The sequence below is a fragment of the Paenibacillus sp. LPE1-1-1.1 genome (assembly GCF_040676435.1).
In the GTDB taxonomy this organism is placed as follows: Bacteria; Bacillota; Bacilli; order Paenibacillales; family Paenibacillaceae; genus Pristimantibacillus.
Map to the genome: position 1 here is coordinate 1,096,581 of NZ_JBEGHY010000023.1, position 26,256 is coordinate 1,122,836.

General features: G+C 48.3%; 30 protein-coding genes. 10 read left to right on the forward strand and 20 right to left on the reverse strand.

What is annotated here, in order from left to right:
• Positions 1–48 precede the first annotated feature (48 nt).
• The 3 genes from MRBLPE1_RS21920 to MRBLPE1_RS21930 all read left to right on the forward strand — a co-directional run bounded on the left by MRBLPE1_RS21920 (position 49) and on the right by MRBLPE1_RS21930 (position 2,636).
• Positions 49–888 (forward strand): YitT family protein, encoded by an 840-nt coding sequence (locus tag MRBLPE1_RS21920; protein ID WP_364149361.1) that lies wholly within the window; start codon positions 49–51, stop codon positions 886–888.
• Between the two features lie 138 nt (positions 889–1,026).
• A complete protein-coding gene (locus MRBLPE1_RS21925; RefSeq protein ID WP_308997402.1) occupies positions 1,027–1,221 on the forward strand; it encodes a hypothetical protein in 195 nt (64 codons plus the stop codon).
• Between the two features lie 218 nt (positions 1,222–1,439).
• Complete coding sequence (locus MRBLPE1_RS21930; protein WP_364149363.1) at positions 1,440–2,636, forward strand: putative glycoside hydrolase; 1,197 nt, start codon at positions 1,440–1,442, stop codon at positions 2,634–2,636.
• 71 nt (positions 2,637–2,707) lie between these two features.
• Here MRBLPE1_RS21930 and pfkA read toward each other — a convergent pair whose 3' ends face one another.
• The 3 genes from pfkA to MRBLPE1_RS21945 form a co-directional block, all read right to left on the reverse strand.
• A complete protein-coding gene (gene pfkA / locus MRBLPE1_RS21935) occupies positions 2,708–3,676 on the reverse strand; it encodes a 6-phosphofructokinase (RefSeq protein ID WP_364149364.1) in 969 nt (322 codons plus the stop codon).
• Positions 3,677–3,706: 30 nt separating this feature from the next.
• Positions 3,707–4,735: a tetraprenyl-beta-curcumene synthase family protein gene (locus MRBLPE1_RS21940; protein ID WP_364149777.1), complete on the reverse strand. Its 1,029-nt coding sequence runs from the start codon at positions 4,733–4,735 to the stop codon at positions 3,707–3,709.
• Between the two features lie 78 nt (positions 4,736–4,813).
• Entirely contained in the window at positions 4,814–5,131 is a 318-nt protein-coding gene (locus MRBLPE1_RS21945; RefSeq protein ID WP_364149366.1) for a hypothetical protein, read from the reverse strand.
• 133 nt (positions 5,132–5,264) lie between these two features.
• Between MRBLPE1_RS21945 and MRBLPE1_RS21950 the strand changes: the two genes are divergently transcribed.
• Positions 5,265–6,452: an MFS transporter gene (locus MRBLPE1_RS21950; RefSeq protein ID WP_364149368.1), complete on the forward strand. Its 1,188-nt coding sequence runs from the start codon at positions 5,265–5,267 to the stop codon at positions 6,450–6,452.
• Between the two features lie 84 nt (positions 6,453–6,536).
• Here MRBLPE1_RS21950 and MRBLPE1_RS21955 read toward each other — a convergent pair whose 3' ends face one another.
• The 3 genes from MRBLPE1_RS21955 to MRBLPE1_RS21965 all read right to left on the reverse strand — a co-directional run bounded on the left by MRBLPE1_RS21955 (position 6,537) and on the right by MRBLPE1_RS21965 (position 8,386).
• A complete protein-coding gene (locus MRBLPE1_RS21955; RefSeq protein WP_364149370.1) occupies positions 6,537–7,256 on the reverse strand; it encodes a YebC/PmpR family DNA-binding transcriptional regulator in 720 nt (239 codons plus the stop codon).
• A 152-nt stretch (positions 7,257–7,408) separates the two neighbouring features.
• Positions 7,409–7,606 carry a cold shock domain-containing protein gene (locus tag MRBLPE1_RS21960; protein ID WP_053376915.1) on the reverse strand — a complete coding sequence of 66 codons (198 nt, stop codon included), beginning with the start codon at positions 7,604–7,606 and terminating at the stop codon, positions 7,409–7,411.
• 78 nt (positions 7,607–7,684) lie between these two features.
• Positions 7,685–8,386 carry a class I SAM-dependent methyltransferase gene (locus tag MRBLPE1_RS21965; RefSeq protein WP_364149371.1) on the reverse strand — a complete coding sequence of 234 codons (702 nt, stop codon included), beginning with the start codon at positions 8,384–8,386 and terminating at the stop codon, positions 7,685–7,687.
• Positions 8,387–8,540: 154 nt separating this feature from the next.
• Here MRBLPE1_RS21965 and MRBLPE1_RS21970 point away from each other — a divergent pair, with 154 nt between their 5' ends.
• The 4 genes from MRBLPE1_RS21970 to MRBLPE1_RS21985 all read left to right on the forward strand — a co-directional run bounded on the left by MRBLPE1_RS21970 (position 8,541) and on the right by MRBLPE1_RS21985 (position 11,831).
• Positions 8,541–8,774 carry a hypothetical protein gene (locus tag MRBLPE1_RS21970; protein ID WP_308997409.1) on the forward strand — a complete coding sequence of 78 codons (234 nt, stop codon included), beginning with the start codon at positions 8,541–8,543 and terminating at the stop codon, positions 8,772–8,774.
• Positions 8,775–8,907: 133 nt separating this feature from the next.
• Positions 8,908–9,090 (forward strand): hypothetical protein, encoded by a 183-nt coding sequence (locus MRBLPE1_RS21975; protein WP_364149373.1) that lies wholly within the window; start codon positions 8,908–8,910, stop codon positions 9,088–9,090.
• A 194-nt stretch (positions 9,091–9,284) separates the two neighbouring features.
• Positions 9,285–11,075, forward strand: coding sequence for an oligoendopeptidase F (gene pepF, locus MRBLPE1_RS21980; protein WP_364149375.1), 1,791 nt, complete (start codon positions 9,285–9,287; stop codon positions 11,073–11,075).
• Positions 11,076–11,120: 45 nt separating this feature from the next.
• Positions 11,121–11,831, forward strand: coding sequence for a GH25 family lysozyme (locus MRBLPE1_RS21985; RefSeq protein WP_364149377.1), 711 nt, complete (start codon positions 11,121–11,123; stop codon positions 11,829–11,831).
• 9 nt (positions 11,832–11,840) lie between these two features.
• Here MRBLPE1_RS21985 and MRBLPE1_RS21990 read toward each other — a convergent pair whose 3' ends face one another.
• The 13 genes from MRBLPE1_RS21990 to MRBLPE1_RS22050 form a co-directional block, all read right to left on the reverse strand.
• Positions 11,841–12,431 (reverse strand): GNAT family N-acetyltransferase, encoded by a 591-nt coding sequence (locus tag MRBLPE1_RS21990; RefSeq protein ID WP_414698916.1) that lies wholly within the window; start codon positions 12,429–12,431, stop codon positions 11,841–11,843.
• A gap of 216 nt (positions 12,432–12,647) precedes the next feature.
• Positions 12,648–12,926, reverse strand: coding sequence for a hypothetical protein (locus tag MRBLPE1_RS21995; RefSeq protein WP_364149379.1), 279 nt, complete (start codon positions 12,924–12,926; stop codon positions 12,648–12,650).
• A gap of 13 nt (positions 12,927–12,939) precedes the next feature.
• On the reverse strand, positions 12,940–13,032 hold the full coding sequence (locus MRBLPE1_RS22000; RefSeq protein WP_364149779.1) for a winged helix-turn-helix transcriptional regulator: 93 nt from the start codon (positions 13,030–13,032) through the stop codon (positions 12,940–12,942).
• 280 nt (positions 13,033–13,312) lie between these two features.
• Positions 13,313–14,179 (reverse strand): DUF92 domain-containing protein, encoded by an 867-nt coding sequence (locus MRBLPE1_RS22005; RefSeq protein WP_364149380.1) that lies wholly within the window; start codon positions 14,177–14,179, stop codon positions 13,313–13,315.
• Between the two features lie 34 nt (positions 14,180–14,213).
• Positions 14,214–14,948, reverse strand: coding sequence for a glycerophosphodiester phosphodiesterase (locus tag MRBLPE1_RS22010; RefSeq protein ID WP_364149381.1), 735 nt, complete (start codon positions 14,946–14,948; stop codon positions 14,214–14,216).
• Between the two features lie 27 nt (positions 14,949–14,975).
• Complete coding sequence (locus MRBLPE1_RS22015; RefSeq protein ID WP_364149383.1) at positions 14,976–16,295, reverse strand: CapA family protein; 1,320 nt, start codon at positions 16,293–16,295, stop codon at positions 14,976–14,978.
• A 99-nt stretch (positions 16,296–16,394) separates the two neighbouring features.
• Complete coding sequence (gene hemG / locus MRBLPE1_RS22020; RefSeq protein ID WP_364149385.1) at positions 16,395–17,864, reverse strand: protoporphyrinogen oxidase; 1,470 nt, start codon at positions 17,862–17,864, stop codon at positions 16,395–16,397.
• A 5-nt stretch (positions 17,865–17,869) separates the two neighbouring features.
• Positions 17,870–18,823 (reverse strand): ferrochelatase, encoded by a 954-nt coding sequence (gene hemH, locus MRBLPE1_RS22025; protein WP_364149387.1) that lies wholly within the window; start codon positions 18,821–18,823, stop codon positions 17,870–17,872.
• The gene (gene hemE, locus MRBLPE1_RS22030; protein ID WP_364149389.1) at positions 18,816–19,886 is read right to left on the reverse strand and encodes a uroporphyrinogen decarboxylase; all 1,071 of its coding nucleotides are present in this window, start codon (positions 19,884–19,886) and stop codon (positions 18,816–18,818) included. Before hemE ends, hemH begins: the two co-directional genes overlap by 8 nt.
• A 210-nt stretch (positions 19,887–20,096) precedes the next feature.
• Positions 20,097–20,783, reverse strand: coding sequence for a hypothetical protein (locus MRBLPE1_RS22035; RefSeq protein ID WP_364149391.1), 687 nt, complete (start codon positions 20,781–20,783; stop codon positions 20,097–20,099).
• Positions 20,784–20,785: 2 nt separating this feature from the next.
• Complete coding sequence (locus MRBLPE1_RS22040) at positions 20,786–21,388, reverse strand: hypothetical protein (protein WP_364149392.1); 603 nt, start codon at positions 21,386–21,388, stop codon at positions 20,786–20,788.
• Positions 21,385–22,428, reverse strand: a complete 1,044-nt coding sequence (pilM, locus tag MRBLPE1_RS22045) for a type IV pilus biogenesis protein PilM (protein WP_364149394.1) — start codon at positions 22,426–22,428, stop codon at positions 21,385–21,387. The genes MRBLPE1_RS22040 and pilM overlap by 4 nt, the downstream gene beginning before the upstream one ends.
• Positions 22,429–22,464: 36 nt before the next feature.
• Entirely contained in the window at positions 22,465–24,414 is a 1,950-nt protein-coding gene (locus MRBLPE1_RS22050; RefSeq protein ID WP_364149396.1) for a hypothetical protein, read from the reverse strand.
• Between the two features lie 73 nt (positions 24,415–24,487).
• On the opposite strand from MRBLPE1_RS22050, the gene MRBLPE1_RS22055 reads away from it, so the two are divergent.
• Both MRBLPE1_RS22055 and MRBLPE1_RS22060 read left to right on the forward strand, forming a co-directional pair.
• Positions 24,488–24,943: a type II secretion system protein gene (locus MRBLPE1_RS22055; RefSeq protein WP_364149397.1), complete on the forward strand. Its 456-nt coding sequence runs from the start codon at positions 24,488–24,490 to the stop codon at positions 24,941–24,943.
• 17 nt (positions 24,944–24,960) lie between these two features.
• Positions 24,961–25,470, forward strand: coding sequence for a PulJ/GspJ family protein (locus MRBLPE1_RS22060; protein WP_364149399.1), 510 nt, complete (start codon positions 24,961–24,963; stop codon positions 25,468–25,470).
• Here MRBLPE1_RS22060 and MRBLPE1_RS22065 read toward each other — a convergent pair.
• On the reverse strand, positions 25,467–26,240 hold the full coding sequence (locus tag MRBLPE1_RS22065; protein WP_364149400.1) for a prepilin peptidase: 774 nt from the start codon (positions 26,238–26,240) through the stop codon (positions 25,467–25,469). The two genes, MRBLPE1_RS22060 and MRBLPE1_RS22065, sit on opposite strands and share 4 nt — an antisense overlap.
• Positions 26,241–26,256 lie beyond the last annotated feature (16 nt).

The window sequence follows — 26,256 nt, forward strand, 5'->3', positions numbered from 1 at the left end:
TGGCAATATGTACAAATTAAACACGTCAATTACATTGGAGCGATCGTAATGAATCCCCATTCCCTGCGCTACCTAATTACCGTGCCGATTATGACATTCGGCGCCTTTCTCATCGCAATCGGCTTCAATCTTTTTCTTATCCCGCACCAGCTGCTAAGCGGCGGCATTTCAGGAATATCCATGATGATCGGGTATATTACCGGCGGGAACATCGGCTGGTTATTTTTAATCCTCAATTTGCCTGTTCTGATCTGGGGTTGGTATGCGGTGGGCCATCGGTTTATTATGTGGAGCGTCTATACCGTTATCGCATCGACATTATTTCTGCAGCTCATACCGGTTATGAAAATTGCTGACGACATCGTGCTTGGCGCCGTATTCGGAGGAATTATCATCGGCTTCGGCAGCGGGCTGACGCTTCGCTACGGGGGATCGTCAGGCGGCTTCGATATCATTGCTTCCATCGTGACGCGAAAACGCGATTTGCCGGTTGGGATGATTATTTTCATATTAAACGGCGCAGTCATTGCGATATTGGTGTTTTTTACGAAAAATTGGGATTCCGCCCTTTACTCGCTGTTGTCGATTTTTTCTGCCGGCAAGGTAGTAGATCTCATACATGTGAGGCATATTAAGCTAACGGCTTTCATCATCACGACAAAGACCGATGAGCTGCTGCTCAAGCTACTCTCTCATCCCCGCGGCATTACAATCATTAAAACCCGAGGCGCCTTTTCCTTTACCGAGCGCGATATGCTTATGACGGTCAGAACGAAGTATGAATTAGCCGAGCTTAGCAAGACCGTCACCTCGATTGACCCGCATGCTTTCATTAACATTGTAGAGACAGTGGGAGTCATCGGCGATTTTTCCAGGCCAAAAGACTAAATCATCTACGCAAGAATGGATTTTCCACAGTATCCCTATGTTTTTGAAAATGATCCTGATATAATGTTTGTATCCCGTACCTTAGGTTTCTTGCCATATGATTTCCCCTAACCATTAGATATGAAAGGGTGATGCTCAATGGATATGGAAACGGTCAAATTGTCTCAAATTGTAGAGAAGCTTGCCCCAGAGCTTAGTCCTTTTCTTACGAAACGCGAAATGGACATCAGCATTGTGCTGCGTGACGGACTTTCCTTACTCGAGCCCGCTGACGCGATGGAAATTGTTCAGCACAGTATTTGCAACCAGCAGAGAGAAGCTTTGTTACAATGACAATGCGGGACACACGGATTATTAATGCGCCAGTCGAGACAATCTCGGCTGGCTTTTTGTTTGTTTTCCCTCCGTTTCGAGTGCTATTTTTCTAAAGAAAACGAAGCCTATATGCATTTAAAATACATATACTTTCATTAGAATTCAAAAAAGTTAATGACCCAGCCCTACAACCTGCTTTATAATTTGATCAGAATAGCTAACGGGGAGAGAGCAAAATGGACATCATCATTTCTTCATTGCTGCTGCTGTACAGCTTGCTCACTGGAAGCGGAGAACCTAGCGCCGCAGCCAAGCAGCTTGCAATTGCCTACTTAAATTCCGCCGCTGGTCAAACGATCATACAACCGGAATCAACAGCGAATGGGGAAATAATTCCCGTCGCTTCGGACCCGGCAACCGTAAAAAAAGATCCTCAGCCCGACACTCCGCCGATAAAAGGAATTTACGTCACAGCGCATAGCGCTGGCGGGGCTCGCATGGAGACTTTGTTAAAACTGCTTGACGCTACCGAACTGAACAGCATGGTCATTGATATTAAAGATGATAACGGGTACATAACCTATCCGACGTCTACGCCCGAACTGCAAGAGGTTGGCGCATCCAAGAAATACATCCGAGACATCAATGGACTCATGGAAACGTTAAAAAAACATAACATTTATCCGATCGCAAGAATTGTCGTGTTCAAGGATACCGTACTCGCCCGCAAGCAGCCTCAGCTCTCCTTCCTTCACCAGGACGGTACGATTTGGAAAAATGCACGCGGCGAAAGCTTCGTCAATCCTTATCGCAAGGAAGTATGGGATTATAACATCGCTGTCGCGAAGGAAGCGGCAAAGCTTGGCTTCAAGGAAATTCAGTTCGACTATGTGCGTTTCCCTGAGGGCTTCGAGAACAAGGCCGCATCGCTCACCTTTAACAAATCGGAGCTAAGCCGCGTTGATACGGTGGCCGGTTTTGTTAAATACGCGCGCGAACAGCTGGAGCCGCTTGGCGTCAGAGTTTCGGTCGATATTTTCGGCTACGCCGCATCGGTGCCGGCTGCCGAAGGAATCGGCCAAGATTTCGTGAAAATATCCAACGACGTTCATGTTATCTCACCCATGGTTTATCCGAGCCATTACAGCACGGGATGGTTCAAACAGAAGGATCCTGACCGCAGTCCTTATGAAACCATTAAAGGAGCTATGCTCGATACCCACAAAAAACTGGATCCAACCCAAGATCTAAAGCCGATTATACGGCCATGGATTCAGGATTTCACAGCAAGCTGGCTCGGCAGCGGACATTACATGAAATACGGAAAAGCCGAGGTCGAAGCTCAAATTAAAGCATTGAAAGATACGGGGATTAACGAGTACCTGCTCTGGAATGCCGGAAACAAATATTCACCAAATGTTGCATACAAGTAACCTGGCCGAATGAAAAAAAGTCCACCATCGCCGAGACAGCGAGGTGGACTTTTTTTTCATTCGGCCGTGCTTTATTGAGAAAGGCGAAGAGCCAGTTCATACATGCCCATGTCAAACGGCTTCTTCGAATTTACGACCGTGTCAATGTCTGTCGTTACAAGTTCTCCGCGAATCACGCCGCAGGCTTTACCTGAATCGCCGGCCATTAGCTGTCTCACGGCAAAATCACCAAGACGGCTTGCCAAAATGCGATCGATTGCGGTTGGCGTACCGCCGCGCTGAATATGGCCAAGTACAGTTACACGGGGCTCAATGCCGCTGTTAGCCGTAATTTGCTGCGCGACTTCCTCGCCTTTGCCTGCGCCTTCTGCCACGACAATAATACTATGGCGCTTCCCTTTGGCAAAATTATTTTTCATACGTTCCGCAACCTCTGTCAGCTCAAAAGGAACCTCCGGCACGAGAATCGTTTCCGCGCCGCTTGCAAGACCCGCGTGAAGCGCGATATCGCCGCAATGCCGGCCCATAACCTCAACGATCGACGAACGCTCATGCGAGGACATCGTATCGCGAATTTTGTTGATGGCATCGACAACGATACTTACCGCAGTGTCAAAGCCAATGGTAATATCGGTAAACGGAATATCGTTATCGATCGTCCCCGGAAGCCCCATCGTCTTAATGCCCAGCTTGCTCAGCTTGTTAGCGCCTTGGTATGAGCCGTCTCCGCCGATAACGACCAAGCCGTCAATGCCTCTTGAACGGAGAACTTCCGCCCCGCGCTGCTGGCCTTCCGCCGTCATAAACTCCTTGCATCTTGCGGTTTGCAAAATCGTGCCGCCGCGTTGAATAATATCGCCGACGCTCCGTAAGTCCATTTGCCGAAGGTCATCGTTAATAAGCCCCTGATAACCGCGTTGAACGCCGTATACGTCCAGTCCGTGAAATAAAGCACTCCTTACCACAGCGCGAACGGCTGCGTTCATTCCTTGCGAATCTCCTCCGCTTGTCAGTACCGCGATTGATTTGACTGCAGACATGGTTCATTCCTCCACATTGTTAATTTATAGTTAAGCCTGTTGTTTGCGAATCCAGATGCTATTTATAAGGAAAAACATACGCGTTAGCGGACTGTTCTTCATTAGCCTCCTCGACACATCTCTAACATCCGCCTGATGGCGAACCTTCGGGTCTGACAAATACAAGGCTAAAAGCCCCTCAATAATCAAACGATGAAAACGCGATGCGGGAAGCTGCTTCACATCCTCACGCGCCCGGTTCACTATGGTGCCGAGGCGCTCAACAAGCAGACCTTCATTATCGTAGTAATTGCAAAAGTTAAGGTCTCCGCCTGCTTGGTCCTCTGCCTGATCAATTAAATAATCGAGCAAAATATGAAGACCGCATACATGAGGAAAATAAATATTTCGGATAGAGGCTGCGTCCTCTTTGGACAGCCGGTCCTCAGTGGCGGCTAGAAAAAGCATAAACATGCCGAGCGTCGAGCCCGCCGCCGCCGCAAATTCGTTCCACTGCAAATTCGGATAATCACTGCAATGCCGTGACCACCACGCAAGGAGATGCTCCTCGCGTAAATCCTTGCGTATATGCTTGTACACCTGCAAATCCCCATATAAGGTTACCAGTTCGGTTACTTGCTGTTGAACGCTTCCGTACGAAGGCAATAGTGCGACTTGCAATTGGCATATTCGCACGAGATGGTGCAAATAACCTCCATCTTCCTTCTCGCTGCGCAAAGCATAATAATCCTGAAGCTGTGCTTCGGGATTAACGGCATCAAGCATGGATTGATGCAATAACCGGAAATCATCGGGATCGAGCGAAGTGCTGCGGTCGCATAAATTGTCCAAATAGTCGCTAATCGTCTGCAAAGCGACAATTAACGGGATGAGCACATGTCTGTGCTCAAGGCTCGCAGCCGCGTAAACACTGCCGCCCTGGCAATGGAATTTCTTGCTGTCCATGCTGCTGAGGGCTTGATTCCGCAGCTCTTGATCCGGTATCCGCTGCGCCATCAGCCGAAGCTTCACAAGCTCCTTCTCTACTTCCGGTAATACATACTTATAAACGCGATGCATGAGTTTAAGTGGGCTTTGAGGCACCCGATTGCCTGTTAAAGTCGTCAATCTCACGATGCACGTTTCCTCCAAACATGTTCAGGAATGTCGGCGCGATTCCAATTGCTGGTCGATGCGGGACCAGATGTGGAGATCGTTAATCCTACTTGCATAATCGGCAATTTCATAGTTTAGTATACAGGATTGCTCAAAGCTCTCTTCTTCAAACAGCTCCGCCTGCTTTTTATTGATGATCTGTTCAAATTCCATTACCCGGTCAGGGATCGTCCCGCGTATCCATTCCCATCGTTCGACGATTTCAAGCTGAACATTCGCTGCATAATGCTCCCATTCCATATCCAACACGGGAATATGGATCCGAAGCCTTTCATTCCAGTCAAAACGAAAAGCATTCATTGTAAACCTCCACCTCTAAATGTAACATCTCAGGACATAATAATCCAGCTTCAAATCTCATTGGTCCGATTCTTAATCCATGCTATACTGGTATCCATATTGTTTAAGACAGAGATGGAGTGAGCTTTCAAAAATGGATACGCCCGAAACAGTCACAATAGAGCGCTCATCGACTGCCCGCAAGGAGACGCTTTCGCTCCGAATATTCAGTTTCTCCGCCTACTCGACAGCTGCGATGGTCGTTGCCTTTATTCCGCTTTACTTTCTGGACAGAGGTTTTTCGGAACAGCAAATTGGCATTATTTATTCAACCGGGCCTTTCATATCGATTTTTGCAAATATCATCCTCGGTCTCGCCAGCGATAAATACCGAACGATTAAAAAACTGCTTATGCTATTGTTATTCGGACAGCTCGTCATGATATCGCTGTTATTTCCGATTGAAAATTTTGCGCTGGTTTGCCTCGTTATGATGGGCTTTTATTTTTTTCAGACACCCATCAACCCATTAAGCGACAGCCTGCTGCTGTTATCTAGCCAATATACGGGAACGCCCTATGCCCTCATCCGGATTTTCGGCTCGCTTGGCTTTGCAGTAACCGCATTCACCTTCGGACTTATATTAAAAGAAATCGGCTCCACCTGGACTTTGCCGCTTGCTCTAACCACGATTGCCATTACGCTGATCTTAACGACCCGAATCAGGGATTATCAAGGAAGCGCGCGTAAAATCGATTTTTCCGGTTTTTTCAAGCTTTTACGCCAACGCGACGTGCTGCTGTTCTTTTTAATTATCCTAACCATCTCCATCCCCCACCGGATGTATGAAGGATTTCTAGCGGTAACGATGCGTCAAATGGGTGCAAGTGATTCTCTTGTCGGTCTTGCTTGGCTCGTATCCGCTTTGAGCGAAATTCCGATCTTGTTCCTGCTCGGCAAATACGGCCATAAATTCAAGGAGCTTCCTTTGCTGATGATTGCTTCTATTATGTATGCCGTAAGATTGTGGCTGCTCAGCGATATACAGGATCCGCGCTGGGTGATCGCGACGCAGGCGATGCACAGCATTTCGTTCGGCATTTATTTCTCTACGGCGCTCCGTTATCTTTCAAGGCTCATTCCCGATGAGTACCGTGCGTCCGGCCAGGCAGTGTATGCCGTTATCTGGACCGGCCTGGCAGGCGTAATCAGCGGGATGTTCGGCGGTTTTATATACGAGCATTTCGGACGCGAGGTATTTTTCAAGATGGGTGCCGGCTTTGCCATTGCAGCAGCCGCAGCTTTCCTTGCCAGATACTACTTCAGCCGGACAGAACGGTAAAATAGCAAAAAACAACAAAAGGGCTGCTCTTAGCGTCGAATACCACACGCTAAGAGCAGCCCTTTCTATCGTGGAATGAACAGCCTATTCCGCGATTTCAAAATTCGAATAAACATCCTGCACATCATCGTTGTCTTCGAAAGCATCCATCATTTTTTGAAGCTTTTCCGCGTTCTCGCCTTCAACCTTGACCATATTTTGCGGCAGCCAACGAACGCCGGCATTTACGAACGTAAAGCCTTCCTGCTCCAAGGCATTTTTGACCTGCTCGAATTCATGCGGATGCGTCAAAATTTCAAAGCTGTCGTCATTAACGACAACATCTTCAGCACCTGCTTCAAGCGCAACCATCATCATGGAATCCTCATCGGTTTCATGCGCCTCGCGATCAACGACGAGCAGCCCTTTGTGGTCGAACATATAGCCGACGCATCCGCTCTCTCCCATGTTACCGCCGCGTTTGTTAAACGCTGAACGAACATCAGCTGCCGTACGGTTCCGATTGTCCGTCAAGCATTTTACCATGATCGCTACGCCGCCCGGGCCGTAGCCTTCGTACATGATATCCTCGTATTCGACGCCATCGCCGGCGCCTGCCGCCTTTTTGATCGCACGTTCAATATTATCATTCGGCATTTGCTCTGCTCTTGCATTGGCAATGGCTGTTTTCAACCCGAAGTTCGCATCCGGATTGGGTCCGCCTCTGCGGGCTTGAACGTAAATTTCACGTCCCAGCTTAACGAACTTGTTATTTTTAGCCTGATCGGCCTTCCCTTTACGGTCTTTGAACAATTTAAATTTCATTATGCTCGCTCCCCTGACAAAGTTTCCAAGCAACAGTTTATCACCGCTGATAGGACTTGGTCAATGAAAGCGAGATCAAACATTCATTCATTATAAGAAAGGACTCCCTGTTGTCAGGGAGCCCTTTTCCATCGTTTATTCGCACATTGTTCCTATAGTTTAGTGACGTTGGCCGCTTGAGCGCCGCGGTTACCCTCAGTAATGTCGAATTCGACCGCTTGCCCTTCATCCAAAGATTTGAAACCATCGCTTTGAATCGCCGAGAAATGTACAAATACGTCTTCTCCGCCCTCTGTTTGGATAAAGCCGTAGCCTTTCTCCGCATTAAACCATTTAACTGTTCCTTTCAATTGAACAACCTCCTAGATATGACCGCCGTTTAGAACGGCGAGTAGAATTATTATATCGATCCGAATTCCAAAAAGCAATTAAAGTAAAATCTTCAAAAAATGACTGGATCCAGGAATAAACGGCAGTCTCGATGGGCATAATTCCGTTTTGCCGCCATTTGCCTTTATGGAATCCAGAAGCTGATCAAGCTCGGGGTATGGCTTCCAGTCCAAAGAAATCAGGGGATAAATGCGAATTTGACCGCCAGGCTTACAAATCCGCATTAAATCCATAATCGCATGTATATGAAATTCAGGTCCGAATTGGTTCGCGTACAGAAACATAAAATGACTGCAAAGAATCAGTGAAAATTGATCATCGCCAAAAGGAAGCTCCGGAAGCTTACCCGCTAGATAACGCTTAGATTTTTTGCTGTCCAAAACATTCGATTTGAACAATTCGATTGACGTTTCCCTGCCTGCCCTATGCTTCTCTATCGAACCATAATAGCTCCAATCGAAATTCTCCTGCAGCTTGGCAAGCTTTGCGGTCGATGTCTCGATTTCCTGCTCGGCCTCAGTAATCCATTTCTCGATCCCAGCGTCGTATCGCGGATCTACAGCATAAGCGGAATACCCTCTCGCATTCACTTCTGCCGTAAAGGAAGATCCTCCAGCAGCTACATCGAGCACCTCTCCATGCGCCAAGTCCGAAGGCTCTAAATCAAACATCCTCACATACTCCTCATAGCTTCTGCATGTCATAGCAACACCGATTTGCTCATAGCTCATCTTACTCATTCCTGCACTCTCCTCTTCTCGTCTCATCTCTTCTCATCTCAGCAAAATCTGTGCCGACGACTTCAGCTTCTTATGGCCCCATATTGATTACCGCCGCCATAATGGCTATGATGATAAGAATACCATAATTAACTACTAAAAGGATGAAAAAAAAATGTTCAAAAAACACGAAATCTACAAAACCGACAAATACAATATGCTGACGGTAGAAGTACAAGGCAAGACGCTTATCGTAAGGGAAATTTCCGATCAATGGGGCGAAGACACGCATACGTTCATCAGTCGTCCGGAAATGCTGCACTGGGCACAAAACCGCTTCCGCGCAACCGACTTTGTTGGCCGCGAAGAAGAGCTTGAAGCCATCATGCGCGCGTTAAAGGAAGTTTAATACCGGAATTTCCGATGGACGGGCAGGAAAAATTAACCTGTGCGGCGAACATATCGTTACGTATCCGCGCATAGGTACAATTAGACTGCTGTCCTTTTTTAGCCAGTTCAGTATCAGGAGGATTTACTCGCAAATGGATGCTACAGCTTCAATTATTTTTATCATTGCAGCCTTCTCGCTTGGAGCAATCGTCATTATGAAGCGCGACTCCTTGCCCACTGGCCTGCGCCGGGGTCTTGCACTCGTTTCCATCGCATTTATTGCGTTTGCGTTTTTTATGATCGTTTATGCATTTTTTACGATGGGTAAAGCTTAGCCGGCAGAGCACTGAATATTCATGATCCTCTGCGGACATAGTAGAAACAAACTGTGTTCCGAGGTGATAAATGGATGAAATGGCTGCCTCTGCTGCTTGCTTTAAGCCTGGTCCCGGGAGCTGCTCCTTCCAATCAGGCAGCTCCCCAAACCGGGCATGCCTTACCAACCTTAACCATACCTAGGAGGAATTCGATGAATCACGTACCTAAACGATCAGAATCCGCACCTGAGACCCGCTGGAAGCTTGAGGATATTTTTGAGAGCCAAGCGGCATGGGATAAGGAATATGCGGAAGCAAAAGCACTAATCAAAAAAATACCGGAATTCCAAGGTAAACTGGCAGATGTCGCCCAGCTTAAAGCCTGCTTCGAGCTTGAAGACGAGCTTTCCATGCATGTGGAACGGCTTTATGTATATGCAAATATGAAGCATCACGAGGATACGGCGGAAGCGACTTATCAGGCGCTATCCGATAAATCCAAAAAAATCAGCGTTGAATCCGGCGAAGCGCTCTCCTTTATAACGCCTGAAGTGCTTAGCCTCTCGGATGAAAAGCTGGATGCCATCATTTCCGATGAATCCGTGGCGAAATTCCGCCATACGCTCGAGGAAATGCGCCGCCAAAAGGCTCATGTCTTATCCAAGAACGAAGAAGCGCTGCTTGCGCAGGTCGGCAATATCAGCTCCGCTCCGGGAACGGTATTCAACATGCTGAACAATGCGGATCTCAAATTCCCTAAGGTGAAAAACGAGAACGGCGAAGAAATCGAGCTGACGCACGGCCGCTACATACAATTTCTCGAAAGCAAAAATCAAGATGTTCGCCGCGAAGCGTTCAAAGCAGTATACGATACTTACGGCAAGCTGAAAAACACGCTCGCAACGACCTTGACATCAAACGTTACAAAAAATATTTTCTACGCCAAGGCGCGCAAATATGATTCCGTTCTGGATATGTCTCTCTACGGTGACAACATTCCGAAGGAAGTGTATACGAACCTAGTCGATACCATCCATAAGCATCTTCCGCTCATGCACCGCTACATGGAGCTTCGGAAAAAGCTGCTCGGCTTAGACGAGCTTCACATGTACGATTTGTTCGCGCCGCTCGTTGATGAATTCAACCTGGACATTACCTACGAGGAAGCGAAGAAAACGGTAAGCGAAAGCTTGAAGCCGCTGGGCGAGGATTATTTGAAGGTGCTGCAAGAGGGCTTTGACAACGGCTGGATTGATGTTTACGAGAATGAAGGTAAACGCAGCGGCGCTTACAGCTGGGGCGCATTCGGAACGCATCCGTATGTCCTTCTCAACCATAAAGACAATTTAAACAGCATGTTCACGTTGACGCATGAAATGGGTCACGCGCTTCATTCCCATTACTCGGACACGAATCAGAACTACCGCGATGCGCAGTATACGATTTTCCTGGCAGAGGTTGCTTCTACATTGAACGAGGCCCTGCTAATGGATTATCTCCTGAACAAATCAACAGACCCGAAGGAAAAAATGTACTTGCTGACTTATTACGCGGATCAGTTCCGTACGACCGTATTCCGTCAGACGATGTTTGCCGAATTCGAGAAAATCATCCATGAGCGTTCCGAAGAAGGCGAGTCGCTGACACCGCAGGATCTTAATCAGATTTATTATGATCTAAATGTCCAGTATTACGGCCCAGGCATGGTCGTTGATAAAGACATCGAAATGGAATGGGCACGCATTCCCCATTTCTATAACAGCTTCTATGTGTACAAATACGCGACAGGTTTCTCTGCTGCGACCAGCTTCTCCAAACAAATATTGGAGGAAGGCGAGCCGGCAGTCGAGCGATACCTCGGCTTCCTGAAGAGCGGCGGCAGCGACTTCTCGATCAACATTTTGAAGAAAGCCGGTGTCGACATGTCTTCTCCGGAACCGATCGAGCAAGCGATGAGCGTATTCGAAGAGCTGATCGGACAAATGGAACAGCTGACGAAATAGCGTATAGTTTGGAATGACCGTCAAGGGGACTTGGCGGTCTTTTTATTGTTTTTGCAAATCGCGGTCTTGCTCGGATTAGCTTTAATATGTTGCGTATTGGAGTACAAAGGCATCATTTGGCACAATAGTATTTTTGCCATGGAGTATGAAATTAAAGGTCTCGACGTTTCTCATTATCAAGGAGACGTGGAATGGAAATCGGTTGCAGAAACGGAGAAATACCAATTTGTCTATATGAAAGCGACAGAAGGAAATGATTTTACGGATGATACCTTCATGCAGAACTGGGAAGGCGCCAAAGAAAACGGCTTTTTGACGGGCGCTTACCATTTTTTCTCGGCAAGAAGCACGGGTGAGCAGCAGGCCGATCATTTTATAAGCGTAGTACCGAAAGAGGCAGCCAGCCTGCCTCCCGTGATCGATATCGAAATCGCGTTGACTCATGATCCTGCAATCATTGAGCAAGAATTAATGACGATGAGCGAGAAGCTGGAGCAAACCTATAACAAAAAACCGGTTCTCTACGTCACGTATGACACGTTCAACAAGTATATCGCCGGCGGTTTCGAGGGCTATGACATCTGGATTCGGGATATTGTGAAATTTCCAACCTTAAAAGGAAAACAGAATTGGTTGTTATGGCAGTACAGCAACCGCGGACGCGTAGTTGGCTTCGACGCCTATGTGGATATATATGCATTTAAAGGAAATCAAGCAGACTTTGATTTTAAATTTAAGGGAAAGGCTATTTTGTAACGGTTAAGATCATTGCGTTTCTAATCGGTTCAGCCAGTCCGGTTTGCTGTAAAGATAATGATTGTAAGCTTTGCCTTCAATCTCAATGATGCTTGAAAAAGCGAATCCGCATTTTTGAATGACTCTGTTCGGCGGGTGATTGGTAAGCAGGGCTATCGCATGCAGCTCGCTGATATCGGTATTTTCAAACAAATAGTTGATAAGGCCCTGCGCAGCTTGCGTCGTATAACCTTTTCCGCGATGATGCTTGGAAATGGCAAACATGATTTCCCTGCCCGGCGACGGCAGCTCCTCTTTGATTCCTGTGCAGCACCAACCGATGAACTCCCCCGTCTCTTTCAATACAATGCCCAGCCGCAATCGGAGCTCGCCAATGCGCCCTCCAGCTGCAACCGCGCTTAGGAACTGCCTGTTCTCTGCGATTTCGTAATTGGCCATCCAGTCTTGACGTGTCTCCCTAGACACGTTCCAGCCTGGCAGCAGCTCATATATTTCCGGCTGCCAGGTCAGTGCTTGCAGTGCATCCAAATCCGATAAGGCATACTCCCTTAAAAATATAGAATCGCAATCAACGATAAACCGATCATCTGCGCAAATCATACAGAGAAGCTCATTCTCAGGCGTAACGACGCCGTTTAAAAAACCATCCAAACAAAAAATCTCCACACCGCATTTGCGGCATTGACCCACTTGTTCTTGCATAAAGCCTCCTTGTGATTATTAATTTTTTAAAACTCAAAAATGTGTCCATCCCTATAAATTTTATTGAGCTCCCGGAAATATTCTTCCTTAACGAAAAACAACCGGGGACAATCATCAAACCAATCCGCATTCGTCCCAATCATCAGGGCACATAAGTATAGGCAATACTCCCTTTTGCTGTACGTATCTTCTCCTCAAAAACTCGATTTCCTCGGATTGGTTTATCCAACCGGACATGGTCGGGACTAATCCTAACAAATCTTTTCCTGGGAGTTTTTGATCCAACCACACATCAAGCGGAATATCGTTTATTACGATATTTAAATGCTCATTCTTGCAATATTTGCTTTTCATATTTTTCACTTCGATCCGGTCGTTTCGTTTAAGCTCCATCGTACCATGTCCCCTAGTTCATTTCTGAATCCCGAATAATGAGACCGTCCACCTCCAGCTCTCGAAGCTGAAGGGTGAGCATGCGCTGCGCAATCTCAGGAAAGATCCCTCTCTCCTATTATGGTTATAGCATATGAAATGAACATTTACACTATATTCTAAAAGCACATAAGGAGTAGAAAGCTATGAAGGTAACGGAAAAAAGAAGGTTTTCGTTTATGGGGTTTCAGGCAAGCAGGGAGGCTTATGCCGGTCATCATTCGGGGAACATAGGCGAATCTATGGATATCTTCGTAATAATCGAGAGAGCCCTTGGATAGGCAAGCAAATCAACATAAAAAACGGCTCAGGGGCATTCATCTCCCCTGAGCCGTCTATGGTTCCGGTCATAACATCCACTGACCGATTGCCCATGCCAGCACGCCTGCGAACAACGACGACAGGAGGTTCACCCTGTCGTTATTCAGCCAGGCGAAGCCGCGCACTTTCACCGCCGTGCTGCCGCAATGCGCGGCGCGTTCGGTTTCGCTGCCGCATACCTGGCAGCGAAACATGGCCTGGCCGGTTGCGCCGAGCAGCGAGTCGGCGAAGGCACCGGCCAGGCCGGCGGCGGCCGCGGCGGCGATGTATGCCGCCGCTGCGGCTCCGCCGCCTGGCGTACCCGCAGCAGCCTCTGCTGGCTGCGGGGCCGCGAGCAGCAGCGCGGCAACGGCGCCGATGAACACGGCGCCTGCGAGCGCTGCTGCGCTGCCGAGCGGCGTGACTCCGCCGCTCGTGCCTGCCGTAACCGGCTTGCCGCTCGTGACCGACCGCGGCGCCGTCCTGCTAAGGGCACCGATCTCGGTGGCCCAGGTATCCGCGTTAACGGCTGCCATCACGCCGATGTACGCGAACAGCCACCCTTGATCCGGCCACATCGCATTCGCGGCGCAAAGGATCAAGCCCGCGCCTCCGTTTGCCCAGACCTGGCCGGCATCGCGCCTGCCAGTCTTCTCATATTTTGCTTCAGCCGTTTCTTTGGCGTGATGCTTCCGCTTCCATTTGGACAAAAGGCTGGAAGAAACAAAAAAAGCGATCAATAAACCGAACCACACCGGTTCCCCCAGCGTAACGAAGCCTGTTCCCATCACAACCGCCGACCACGCGCCCGAAGCGGACAACGAGCGTACGCCGTAAGCTGCTGCAGCGATCATTCCGCTGCCGAGTAAACCGGCAAGGAGCCGAAGCCACCAATCATCTATCCACCCAACCATATAACGAGCAACCTCCTGCTTGTAGTGTTAGCAGCTAAACGCGCACTAAGCGCAATTCATGCCAACGCTCCGGATAATTCGTGCAGATCAGAAGCTCGGGATCGAGCGCGGCGATTTTTCGCATGGCCCGTTTTTCGTTAATCGTCCAAGCCATGACTTGTATGCCGGCTTGTTTCATAAGCGCGACCCGTTCCTTGTTCAGCTTCGTGTAGCTGATGGAAAGAAAATCCGTACCAAGCTCCTTCATTTCCTTCGGCAGCGTATTCCTCCAGCCGTCAATAATGAGACCGGTGCGAATTTCGCCGGCGAGCCGTTTCATCCGGTATAAGGTGCCTTCATGGAAGGATGTAATGACCACTTCCTTCATCGCATCGTAAGCTTCAATGCATTCCAATACCTTCTGCTCAATCATGGGATAACGGATTCCGTCTGTTTTCAGCTCGATATTGAGCTTGCAGCGGCCCACCGCCTCTTTGAGCACCTGCGCAAGCGTCGGAACAGGCTCGCCCTGATATTTTTGAGAGAACCAATTGCCCGCATCCAGCGCTGTCAGCTGCGCAGCAGACAAGCTTTTTACATCGCCTTTCCCATTCGTCGTTCTGCGCAGCGTGTAATCATGGATAACAACCGGCACATGGTCTTTCGATAGATGAACGTCAATTTCAATCCATTCCACGTTTGGATCATCCAGGGCTAACCGTATAGCTGCCATCGTATTTTCCGGCGCGCGGCTGGACCAGCCTCGGTGCGCTACGCACGGATTATTCATGAAGCGATCATCCTTTCAGCAGGTTCATTATTCAGGCTTAAGCGCGCCGTCTTCCCCCAGCGTTACGCCAAAAGAAATCGAGCTGAGACGGTCGAGTACCGCTTTTGCCTTTCCCCCCTCTAAGGGAGTCGGCTGCGCATTGACCGTAAACATCGGATGAAATGTCATTTCGCAATCGCCGCTTTTTGTGCAAACGGCATCCAGAACGCCTGTCTCGCCTGCCGTTTCCTTCGGATAAGAGGTAAAAATGAAGTTTCCTAAACTGTATGCGATCCATTTGCCTTTATACATTTCAAAGCCTTGCAGCACATGCGGATGGCTGCCGATGACGAGATCCGCGCCCGCATCAATATATTGTTTACCAAAATCCTTCTGGTACGGCTCGGGCTGATCAACCCGTTCTTTGCCCCAGTGCACCATGACAACGACGATATCCGCCACTTTTTTCGCTTTAGCGACAGCTTCCTGCGCCCGCCGCGTATCATAGCTTTCAGCTACTCCCGCAATGTTCTTGTCCGCCTTCCACGAGGAGAACGGAACGACTCGGCTCAGTCCGATATAAGCGACCTTAATGCCGCGAACCTCTTTGATCACGGGCGCAAAAGCTTCCGTATCGTTATTGCCCGCACCCATATGCGATATGCCTGCTTCGTCCAAATAGTTCATCGTGTCGAGCATGCCTTCAACACCTTGATCGAGTGCATGGTTGTTAGCCAGGCTCATAATATCAAATCCGGCATCGCGCATCGCTGGCAGGACATCCGGCGAACCTTTGAAAACATATGGCGTTCCTTCTACCGGAACTCCCCTTGTCGTAATCGGAAATTCCAAATTTCCGGCGGTTAGATCCGGCTCGCTTAAATACAGCATCGAGGGTTTGTACAGAAAAGGATAACCTTCCTTATCCGTTATCGGGCTCACATAGTCAGCGACCAGCAAATCGCCGACGAACGACAGGCTGATTTTATCCTCGTTGCTACCCTCCATGCCTGGCTCCGTCACCGTATTTTCATCTTCTGAAACAGGGGGCTCGGGTTCGTTTTCACTCGTGTTTTCAGACGCGTCTACATCTGCAGGCGCATTCAGATCTTCCGCCGTATCGGTATCGGAGACATTATTGGTCTCCCCTGCTCCATCAGGCTTAATCGCTTGTTCCTGATTTTTATTATCGCCTTTTGATATGCCAAATACATCTTTCAATTTATCTGAATTCGCTGCCGCGAGCCATGCGCCAATCACGATGATAATGATGCCTAGCAGCGTGAAATTAATCATGATAAGCCTGCGAAGCCGCTTTTTACGCTTCAGCTTGTCCTGCTGATGCGCTTCGGAACGTGAGATGGACATGGAAATAGGCTCCTCTATAATCGATTTAAAAGTCTTGTATCGTTAGACTCTCCTATTATAGCAATGAACCACCTTCGAGAGGAAAACAAATCTTGCATTTTAGTCTTTAAGAATAGCCTGCGCCGCTTCCTTGCCCTGCCTTATGCAATCCGGCAGACCGACGCCGTCGAAAGCTGCTCCCGTTATCCAGACGCCTGGCAGTTCCCGTTCAAAACGATCGCGCAGCTGCTTCATATTCGTAACATGTCCCACCGGATATTGCGGCATCGAGCGAGGCAATCTCGTTATTTCAACGAACGCCGGTTCCGCTTTAATCCCCATGGTTTCTTCGATATCGCGCCGTACGGCTTTGATCAGCTCGGCATCAGGCAGATTCACGCTTTCCTCATCGCCCGATCGTCCGACATAACAGCGCAGCAGCACCTTATCGCTCGGACTCGTATGCAGCCATTTATTCGACGTCCAAGTGCAGGCTGTAATATGCAGCCCTTCAGAGCGCGGCACAACAAACCCCGATCCGTCAAAATCAATCCCGAATGTCGCTTTATCAAAAGCCATCACGACATTCGCTACCGAGACATAATTGACCGCGCGAAGCTCGCTGCAATCCGTCAAAGGCTCCAGCAGCTCTGCTGCATTATAAGCAGGGGCCGTCATAACGATTCGGTCTGCCAGCAGCCTCTCGCCGCTATCAAGTACAATTTCGTACCTTGCCTGGTCTTCTTCCAAAGCTGTATCGTTATTTGCGTCCGCTGAGCTGCCCGTTTTGCGTTTTATCTCAATGACCTTCGTGTCCAGGCGCCTCTCCGCCTTGCTCAGCGCACGGTCAAGCGCATTGACTAGCGTACTCAACCCGCCCTTAAACGTCAAAAAGGTACCGCCCTTGGCAACGGCCGGCAAAGCGCCTGCTGCTGCGACCGCCTTGCGGTTATGCTGCATGCCGCGAATCAGGCTTCCATGCTTGCGCTCCGATGCAGCGAACTGCGGAAAGGTCGCCTGCAGGCTAAGCTTCTTCAAGTCGCCGGCATATATGCCGGCAAGCAGCGGCTCGGCGATGCGCCGCATCACTTGATTGCCGACGCGGCGCTCTAGGAAACCGCCAAGCGATTCATCGGTTTGCTCCTTGCGAACCGGCAGCACTAAATCCATTAACGCTCGCAGCTTTCCGCCCCAAGACAATAAACCGGTTTTCACGAATGGCGCAATCTCGGTCGGTATGCCCAGAACAAGTCCGGCCGGCATCGGAAACAGCTTTTGTTGATGCAAAATATAGGTTTTTTTCGCTCCCGGATTCGTTGTCGTCAACTCGTCTTCCAGACCAAGCTCCGTTGCCAAATCAATGATGGCCAGCTTCCGCGCCAAAAAAGAATCCGGCCCTTTCTCGATGACGAAGCCGTCACGCTGCAGCGTATTTATTTTTCCGCCAAAGACAGGAGCACTGTCTACGATTGTCATTTCAAGCTCCTTGCCCTGCCGCTCCGCTTCCCGCTGCAAATAAAAAGCGGAGCTCAGTCCGCTGATCCCTCCGCCAATAATGACAATTCGATCAGGTTTTCCGATTCTCCGCATCTCTTTCATTCCTTCCCGTGGCCGGCCAATGCCTCAATGACCGATTCCGCCAACGTTTCCATATATAGTGGATCGCGATTCAGCATCGCGATACGATCCAAAGTCATATCCAGCTGTTTTGCCGCAGCCTGCGCTTCGATATCAAGGTCATACAATACCTCCAAATGATCCGATACAAAGCCCACCGGCGCAACGAGCACCGCTTTAACGCCTTCTTCTGCAAGCACGGGCAAGGTTTCCAAAATATCCGGACCGAGCCACGGTTCCCTTGTGCGGCCTGCGCTTTGCCAAGTAAACTGCCAATCCTTCACATTCGCTGCTTTAGCTACCGCAGCCGAGGTCTCAAGCAGCTGCTGCTCGTAAGGATCGCCCATCTCGCGAATCTTAACAGGCAGACTGTGCGCGCTGAACAGCACCTTTACGTTTTCTTCACCGTTAGAAGCATCAGCCAAACGGGCAAGTCCGTCCGCTACACGGTCCGTAAGGGCTTGAAGCAGCTTCGGATGCATGTGATACTGCTTCACGAAAGTCATCGTTATGCCAAGCTCTTTCGCCTTCTCCTCCGCGCGCTTGATGTAGCTGCCGACGCTCATGGTTGAAAAATGCGGCGCCAGCACGATGCCGACCGCTTCCGCGATGCCGTCTTTCGCCATCTGGTCAACACCGTCTTCGATATACGGCTTTGCATGCTTCAAGCCCTGGTAGCAGCTGAATTTGCCCGGAGCCAGCTGCTCCAGCTTATCCTGCAAGCCGGCTACCTGCCCGTTTGTATTTTCGCGGAGCGGAAACACGCCGCCTACAATGGCTTCGTACCGGCCCTTCAGCTCAGCCAGCAGCTCCGGCGTAGGAGCATTCCCGCGTCTGATATGCGTGTAATAGGTTTCTACGTCATCCATTGATTCCGGCGTGCCATAGGACATGACAAGCACGCCGATCTTCTTTGCATTCGGTTCAGACATGACTTGCCTCCTTCTTGCTGCGCGCCGCTATGGCTTTATTCGAATACGAATGTACAAATGCAGTCAGTTCAGCAAGTTTCTCAAGCGAAGCTTCAGGGAATAGGCCATGGCCCAGGTTGAAAATAAAACCAGGCTCTTCGATTCCGCTGTCTATGATTTCTTTCGCATACGATTCAATGACACTTATCGGCGCCGTCAGAATCGTAGGATCCAAATTGCCCTGCACGGCGAATCCGTTATCCAGTCTTCTTCTTCCTTCCGCAATCGATACGCGCCAATCAAGACCGATCACATCAGCCTTTACATGATGCAATTCGGGAAGCAGCTCTCCCGAGCTCACGCCTGGAAAATAAATTTTTGGCTGCGGCAAATCCGACAGCTCCGCGAAAATGCGTTCAATCGTCGGCAATACGAATTGCCGGAAGTCCGCAGGCGTCAATGCGCCGACCCAGCTGTCGAACAACTGAAACGCTTTGCCGCCAGCCGCAATATGCGCGCGTAAATAAGTAATGACCATATCGCCAAGCTTGCGCATCAGCTCATGCCAAAGCTTCGGCTCGCTGTACATCATTTCCTTCGTGCGCAAATAGTTTTTCGAAGGTCTTCCTTCTATCAAATAGCTCGCAATCGTGAACGGCGCTCCCGCGAATGTGATCAGCGGAACTTCAAGCTCTCGGTCAAGAATCCGAATCGTCTCGATAACGTGACTGAGGTCCCCTTCAACGTCTATGGGTTTAAGCCGTTCAATGTCAGCCGCGGAACGAATCGGATTCGCTATGACTGGTCCGATGTTCGCGACAATATCAAAGTCTATTCCGATGGAAGCCACCGGGTTCATAATGTCTGAGTAAAGAATTGCTGCATCAACGCCCAGCTTGCGAATCGGCATCATCGTAACCTCGGCAGCAAGCTCCGGTTGTTTGCAAATTTCAAGAAGTGAATATTTTTCCTTTATTTTGCGATAGTCAGGATCGTATCTTCCGGCCTGACGCATGTACCATACAGGTATTTGATCAACGTGTTCCTTCTGGCAAGCCCGTATGAAACGGTCGTTATAAGGCATTCCCGTTCCCCATTTCTATGTATTTTCCTATGCTTCCATTATGCCCTTTTTCGGTAAACCTAACAACCGCCGTCACCAAGGTTCCTATGACAATAGTATGACAATCAGCCTTTGGTTGCATGAAGGATGAATGAAAAAAAAGATGGCTTCATAAATATGAGCTTAACGCCCCGCTTACAAAGTCATCTGCCAATGCCTATTTGGTCATAATTATGCCGCTGTTTCGGAGAGTTCTTCCGCTTCGCTTTTCTTAGTAAAGGAATCTGCAAATTGCGGGAAAATATACGTTTGAATGGTCATTCGCAAGGAAAGCACCGCTTTATCCTTTTGAATAGAAGCAAAGGTATATAAGTCGGGATAATCCTGGTTAATCGTTTCTTTGCTCAATTCGGCCATCGTCCATTTTTGCAAAGCGAACAGCCTTGGATAATTGTGCAAATGATCGATAAACAGCAGCATATTCGGCAAATGTCCAACGACATTGACTTCAAACGAGGTCGATACCGTGCCGTTTGGGCTCACGCTGCTCTCTGCCGTCTGCCCTTCATCATTCCCATTCTTTTGCGTGATATAGCCTAAAGGCGTACCAGACATTTGAGCCAGCTCGCGAAAAATTTCAACATTAACCGAATCTGCCCTCTTTACAGGCACGCGGTTCAGCAGCTCTTCTATTTGATCATCAGTTATTTTTTCGGTAGCATACTCGCTTTGAACCGTTTGCAGGGCAGCGCTGTATTGTACGACGCCTTTCTTGGCTTCCTTAAGGTCACCAAGCTCCGGCAGTACGTATAGGAATAACGCCGCGACATTCAGAATGGCAAATAGGGTTATCGCAATAACGTACAGCATTTGGCTTTGCGTTAACGGCGACTTGAACGGATTCAACTTGATCTCCATCGTTATTGAGCTCCTTTCGCGTCTGAAAGTTCAATGTTGAGCATCAGCTTATATACTGCTTTTCTTGTTGTCTTGATCGCTTGTCCGCTTGCAGTATCTGATGGCACAGCCTCCGATGTCGTTTGGTCATCCGGCTTTTTAAAGAATGAAATTAAAGCCACATCCTTCAAATCTTCTTCTTGTTCCAGCTTATGCATATAGCCGGTAACTTCCAGTGCCGTTTTGAAATCCAGCTCCATCTTTAATTTCGGTTCGTCCTCCACGCTAATCGTCACGATTTTGGTTGTCGAAGGCAGATGGCTTATGATCGCTTTCAAATAGGGCTTCCATTCGGTCCGCGTCTGTTCTAGCTCCGCTAATATTGACTGTGCCTGGTTATAACCGTCAACTTTTACTTTCAAGTCGCCGCTTTTGCGGATTTGATTGATTTCCTGTTCGAGGCGCAACCTCTCCAGCTCTACGCCGTCCGCTTCGGAATGCCATGCTGCAATATAATAGATTTGTGCGCCTAGCAAAAGGACCAACATTATCAAAAGAAGCGGCATAAGCTGCGGATTACGCGAGCTTGACTTTTGCTTCGCTGGCAATAAGTTAATGGATTTCATGCGTCCTTCCCCCTTAATGCAAGCCCTAGCGGCACAGCATAGGTCGGGATGCTCCATACTTCCGAGCTTTCGGCTACAGGCAGCTGCTCCCAATGGAACAGCGATACAGGGGGCGTAAGGCGGTCATCCATTAAAGCCGCCAGCTTGCCGATTTCCGGCACATCTCCGGAGAGCCAAATCCGGCTGAAGGTTCGCTCCCCTTTGTTTAAATTATAATAGAAGAAATTCATTAGGCGCTCCAGCTCGGCGATCAGATCCTGCGCGGCATTCAGGTAGGTTTGTTCAGGGCTGGCAAAGCTGTCCAGCCAAGCGTTTTTCTCCGCAGCAGGCTCATTGACGTAGGTTTTGAAAGAAACCTCGACATTGCGCGTTATTTTGAAATGGCCATCCTCGATAATGGTAATGTCCGCATTTAATTCGTTTACGTTGACGATTAGGTTAATCCCATCTGTCTCGAGCAAGCCCTGTTCTATAAGCCGCAGCAAAGAAAAGGACTTAATCTCGATGCTGCACGGAATGAGGTCCAACTGCTCAAAGACATCCACATAATCCTGTAAAATACTAGTCGGTGCGGCAACGACCAGCACCTCGCATAAATTCGCCCCCTCTGCCTGGGCATCCTTCGGGTCTGCCTCCGTTCTTGGAAGTTTAATAAAGTCGTAGGAAGGATCATCGAACGCCATGCTTAAATTGTTTTTCATCTCGAACTGTACAAGCTTCTTCAGCTCCGCGTTCGCAATATCCGGGAGTTTAATGCTTCTCACCATCGCTGTCTGGCTCGGAATCGCAAAATGTGCGTATTTCGTACTAAACCGTTTAGAATTGAGCGCCGTTTTCACTACAGCTTGCAGCTTCTCTTTATCGATGACTTTGCCGTCATCAACGATGCCTGCCGGTATTGGCACCGCAGCATAGTTTAATAACCGAATGTCTTTTTTTCCTTTTTGCTGAATTTCGCATATCTTCACTTGGTTATCCGTAATTTCAATGCCCAGGGTTTGGTGCCCGTTAGCTAGTCTTCTCAATATGGATTGGTTCATCTCTCATCCCCCTCAAGGCAGCGTACCTTTTAACCATTATTTAATACAAATGCTTTCCTGCTTGTTTCCGGAATTAAGATCATTGGTATACCAGCTTTCCGCATATTGCGGATTAAAGGAGGTCGTTCCCCCGACATAAAAACCTTTCATCCTGTTTTTCTTCCAATCACTCGTTAGATTATGGAACGTTGCATTCTTAAACACGAGCAGCATATTGCCGATATCGAGGCTGCCCACAAGTGTCCAGTTGTCAAACTTAAGATCGGTTTTTGATATGAGGTTTTCGCCGATTTTTATGGTTACGTCTGATTTCACCGTATTTTGAAAAGCAATGCTTCCTTTGGTGACGAATGAACCGTTAATATTGAACGTTTTCTCCAGTGTGCTCTCAGCCGTAAAGTTCCCTTCAACGACCACGTTCCCTTTTACATTAAAATCATGAATCGTATTTTTAAATAGAAAATTGCCTTTTACGAGAATGGATCCCTGTACGTTAAAGTTTTGTTTTATTACGTCAGTGAAAGTAAAGTCATTATTTACGATAACATCCCCGCCAATAACGAAACCGTACACCGTGTTGCTGAACTTCAGATATCCGTTTACTTTTAAGGAACCCCCGATCGAAAACAATCCCGGAACGTTATTTCTTGACTCGGCAATCGGATGCAAGAACTCCATGCTGCCTTTAACAGCTACGCTCTTTTTGATATCGAAGCTTGCAATTCCGTTTGTTGCTTTTATATTTCCTTTAACGACCATTCCGCCGTTCACATGCCATTGCAGTATCGTATTGTCATAATTGATATCCCCGGCAACGAGAATATCGCCTTTCACGGTAATGTTTTTAAGCGTGTTTTTTACGTTCAGGCTGCCGCCTACGATCAGGTCGCCATCGATGACGATCGTTTCATTCGTGCCGCCATCGCCAATAACGACATTCCCTTTCACGATAACATCTTGCTTAAACGTAATTTGCTTGTTGGCCTTAAGCTCCCGAAAGCGTAAATTCCCGCCGACTTTTACGTCTCCATCAAACAGGATTTGGGCATCTACAATATCTTTAAAATATAAATCTCCGTTAGCGACGACGGAGTTTCCGTTGCTGTCTGCGCTCACGATCATATCCTGCGTAATTCTCGTGCTCGATGAACCGGCAATATTCACGTTACCCGCATTAATAATCGCTGGTCCCGTTTGATATTTGGACACATCGCTTGCCGTTACCGTGCTGCTAAGCGCTGTAGCCTCATTAAAGCGATTATCAGCGAATACATTTTGGAATGCATCTGCAATCGCGGCCGCCGAATTGTTTATATAATAATCAGCCGTTCCACCGAACCAGTCTTGAAACTGCTGATCGGTAAAACTGTTCAGAATATGCGTCAACGGCAGGGTTTGTCCCGTTTCCGGCTGGATATAACATGCCGCGAATAATTTATTGTTTTGCGCAGTCGTGCTGTTTTTGAGCAGAACCTTACTGCCTGCAGCAGGTACTGGAGCTGTTGGCGTTGGCGTCGGACCTGGTGTCGGCGTCGGTGTCTGCGATGGCACAATGACAACCGGCGGGGCTGTAGGAACAAATAGCGGTGTCAGCGAATACTTGAGCGTACTTGCTCTTACTTGATTACCTACGCCGTGATCGGATTGAAAAGTAACCGCTACCGGCTTATTTGCGCTGTCCCTCACAACTTCAGCGTTAACGTTCAATTCATCCATTTGGTTTATGACTTGCACAAGCCGCTCAATGTTTAACTCCGTATTGGCAGATTCATCAAATGCTTTCATATCCTCATACATTCTAGCGAACACCGTCATGCCCGAATGCGCCTCGGTAAACGACTTCTCCGAATTGGCATTCGTCTTGGCTTGCAGCAGGCCGATATTCGTACTCATAGCAAGCGGTGCAACAACAAGAGTAAGCATGACGATAAATCCAAAAACGAGCATCAACGTGCCGCCTTTTTCAGGCTGTCTAGATTTTGTCATTGCCTTTTCCTCCTTATACATATTATTCTAGGAGTAAATCAATCTGACTACTTTACTATGATGGAGGCGCCCGATGCGTAATCAGAAGGGATTAACATTGATCGAAGTGATGGGCTCGATCGTCTTGCTTGGCATCGCTATTTTAGGCATCACCTACATATTGCAGCAATCTTCTATCGACACGAAATCGAATGAGAGAACGGATGATGCCGTTGTAGCAGCCCGCAACGTGATGGAAGAGATCAAAAGCAAGCTTAAATCAACGACACTTCAAACGACAATATATGGACAAGCCCTGTCTCTTCAAAATCTTCGTGACCGTTCTTCCGCAACGCTCTATTATCCTAATTCAGGAAATCGGCGTTATGAGCTGCGAATCCAATCGTACGCGACTACCTTGGGTGACGTTTCGCTTACGAATACCCTGGTTTCTGACTTAGATAGCCTCTTCAGAAGAGTAACCGTCACCTGCATCGATTTATCTACGAATAAGGAATTCGAGTTAGAAGCTTATGTGGAATTCAAATAAATACTGGCGGTGATGACATGCATAAGTGGCTCAAAAACGAAAAAGGACTAACTCTCGTCGAAGTAACCGGCGTACTCGTTCTTTCGGTCATCATTCTAGGTTTCTTGATCTATATGTTGAACTATTCCAACAACAGCCTGAAGCAGGTGTCAGCCAGAGAACAGACATTACAGCAATCCCGCGATATTATGAGCCAAGTTGTCAAAACGGTTCGCAAGGGCTATGCTCCGACATCCTTAATAAGCAGCTCCAGCAACCTTCGCCTTGTCAGTGCGGGCAACGATGAGGTTGTCGATTATATTTACAACAGCGCTTCGAAATCTCTTACCGTCTCCTATACCTCAAAAGACGCTAGCGGCATGATCGCTGCTTCGCCCTCCTCAAGCTTTACCTATGCGGATACCGTTCAAGCTATTTTGTTTGATGTGAAGGACGGCCGGATCGAGATTACGCTCACCATGCAGCTTCCCAACCATTTGACCAAAACAACGTCAACCGTCGTCTATACCACGCAGCGAAACAGCTAAAACGAAAGTAAAGAAAAATACCATGCAATCAAACCGTTCCCCCAATAATAGGCTGCGAGAGCACCTGCGGCTATATAGGGTCCGAACGGTATTGTTTTGCCCTTGGAATGGGCACCTGCTGCAATTAATGCGATTCCCCCGATTAATCCAAATAAACTGGCGAGAAACAGACTTAGCAAGGTAAGCTTAACTCCTAATATTAGGCCGATAAACACATACAGCTTAATGTCGCCGCCACCCATCGTCTCCTTCTTCAACAGCCAACTGCCTAGGATGCCAATAATCAGCAAAGCCCCGCTGCCGGCAAATGCAGCGAAACCATAATTCAATAACGGAAGCGGATGTACGAGCAATCGCACAAGGATTGCGCCAATGACACCGACCGTCACCACTTTATTTGGAATAATCATATCGGTAAGATCGGTTTGAACGATAATGATGAGGATACCTATCAAAAATAGCACGGCAATCAGCTCTAGCTGCCAGCCCAGCATAAACGCAGCATGCGCAAACAATAACGTAGTGACGAGATCGCCTATCGCATAACGCCAAACGACGGCTGGATTCCCCTTTGATCGTGTAAGCTTGGCCAGCATTAACGATAGTAAAGGAATAATTGCATACCGCTTCGGCTTTTGTTTGTTATTCAGGTCGTAAGTAGGCGGGTATGCGGGCAGAAGCCGACTATCCCATTGGATAGCTGCTGCGCTAAGTACACCGCTGAGAAGCAGTCCCAGAAGCGCAAAAGCAGTAATAGCTATTGGAGTCACTTGATCCCGTCCTTGC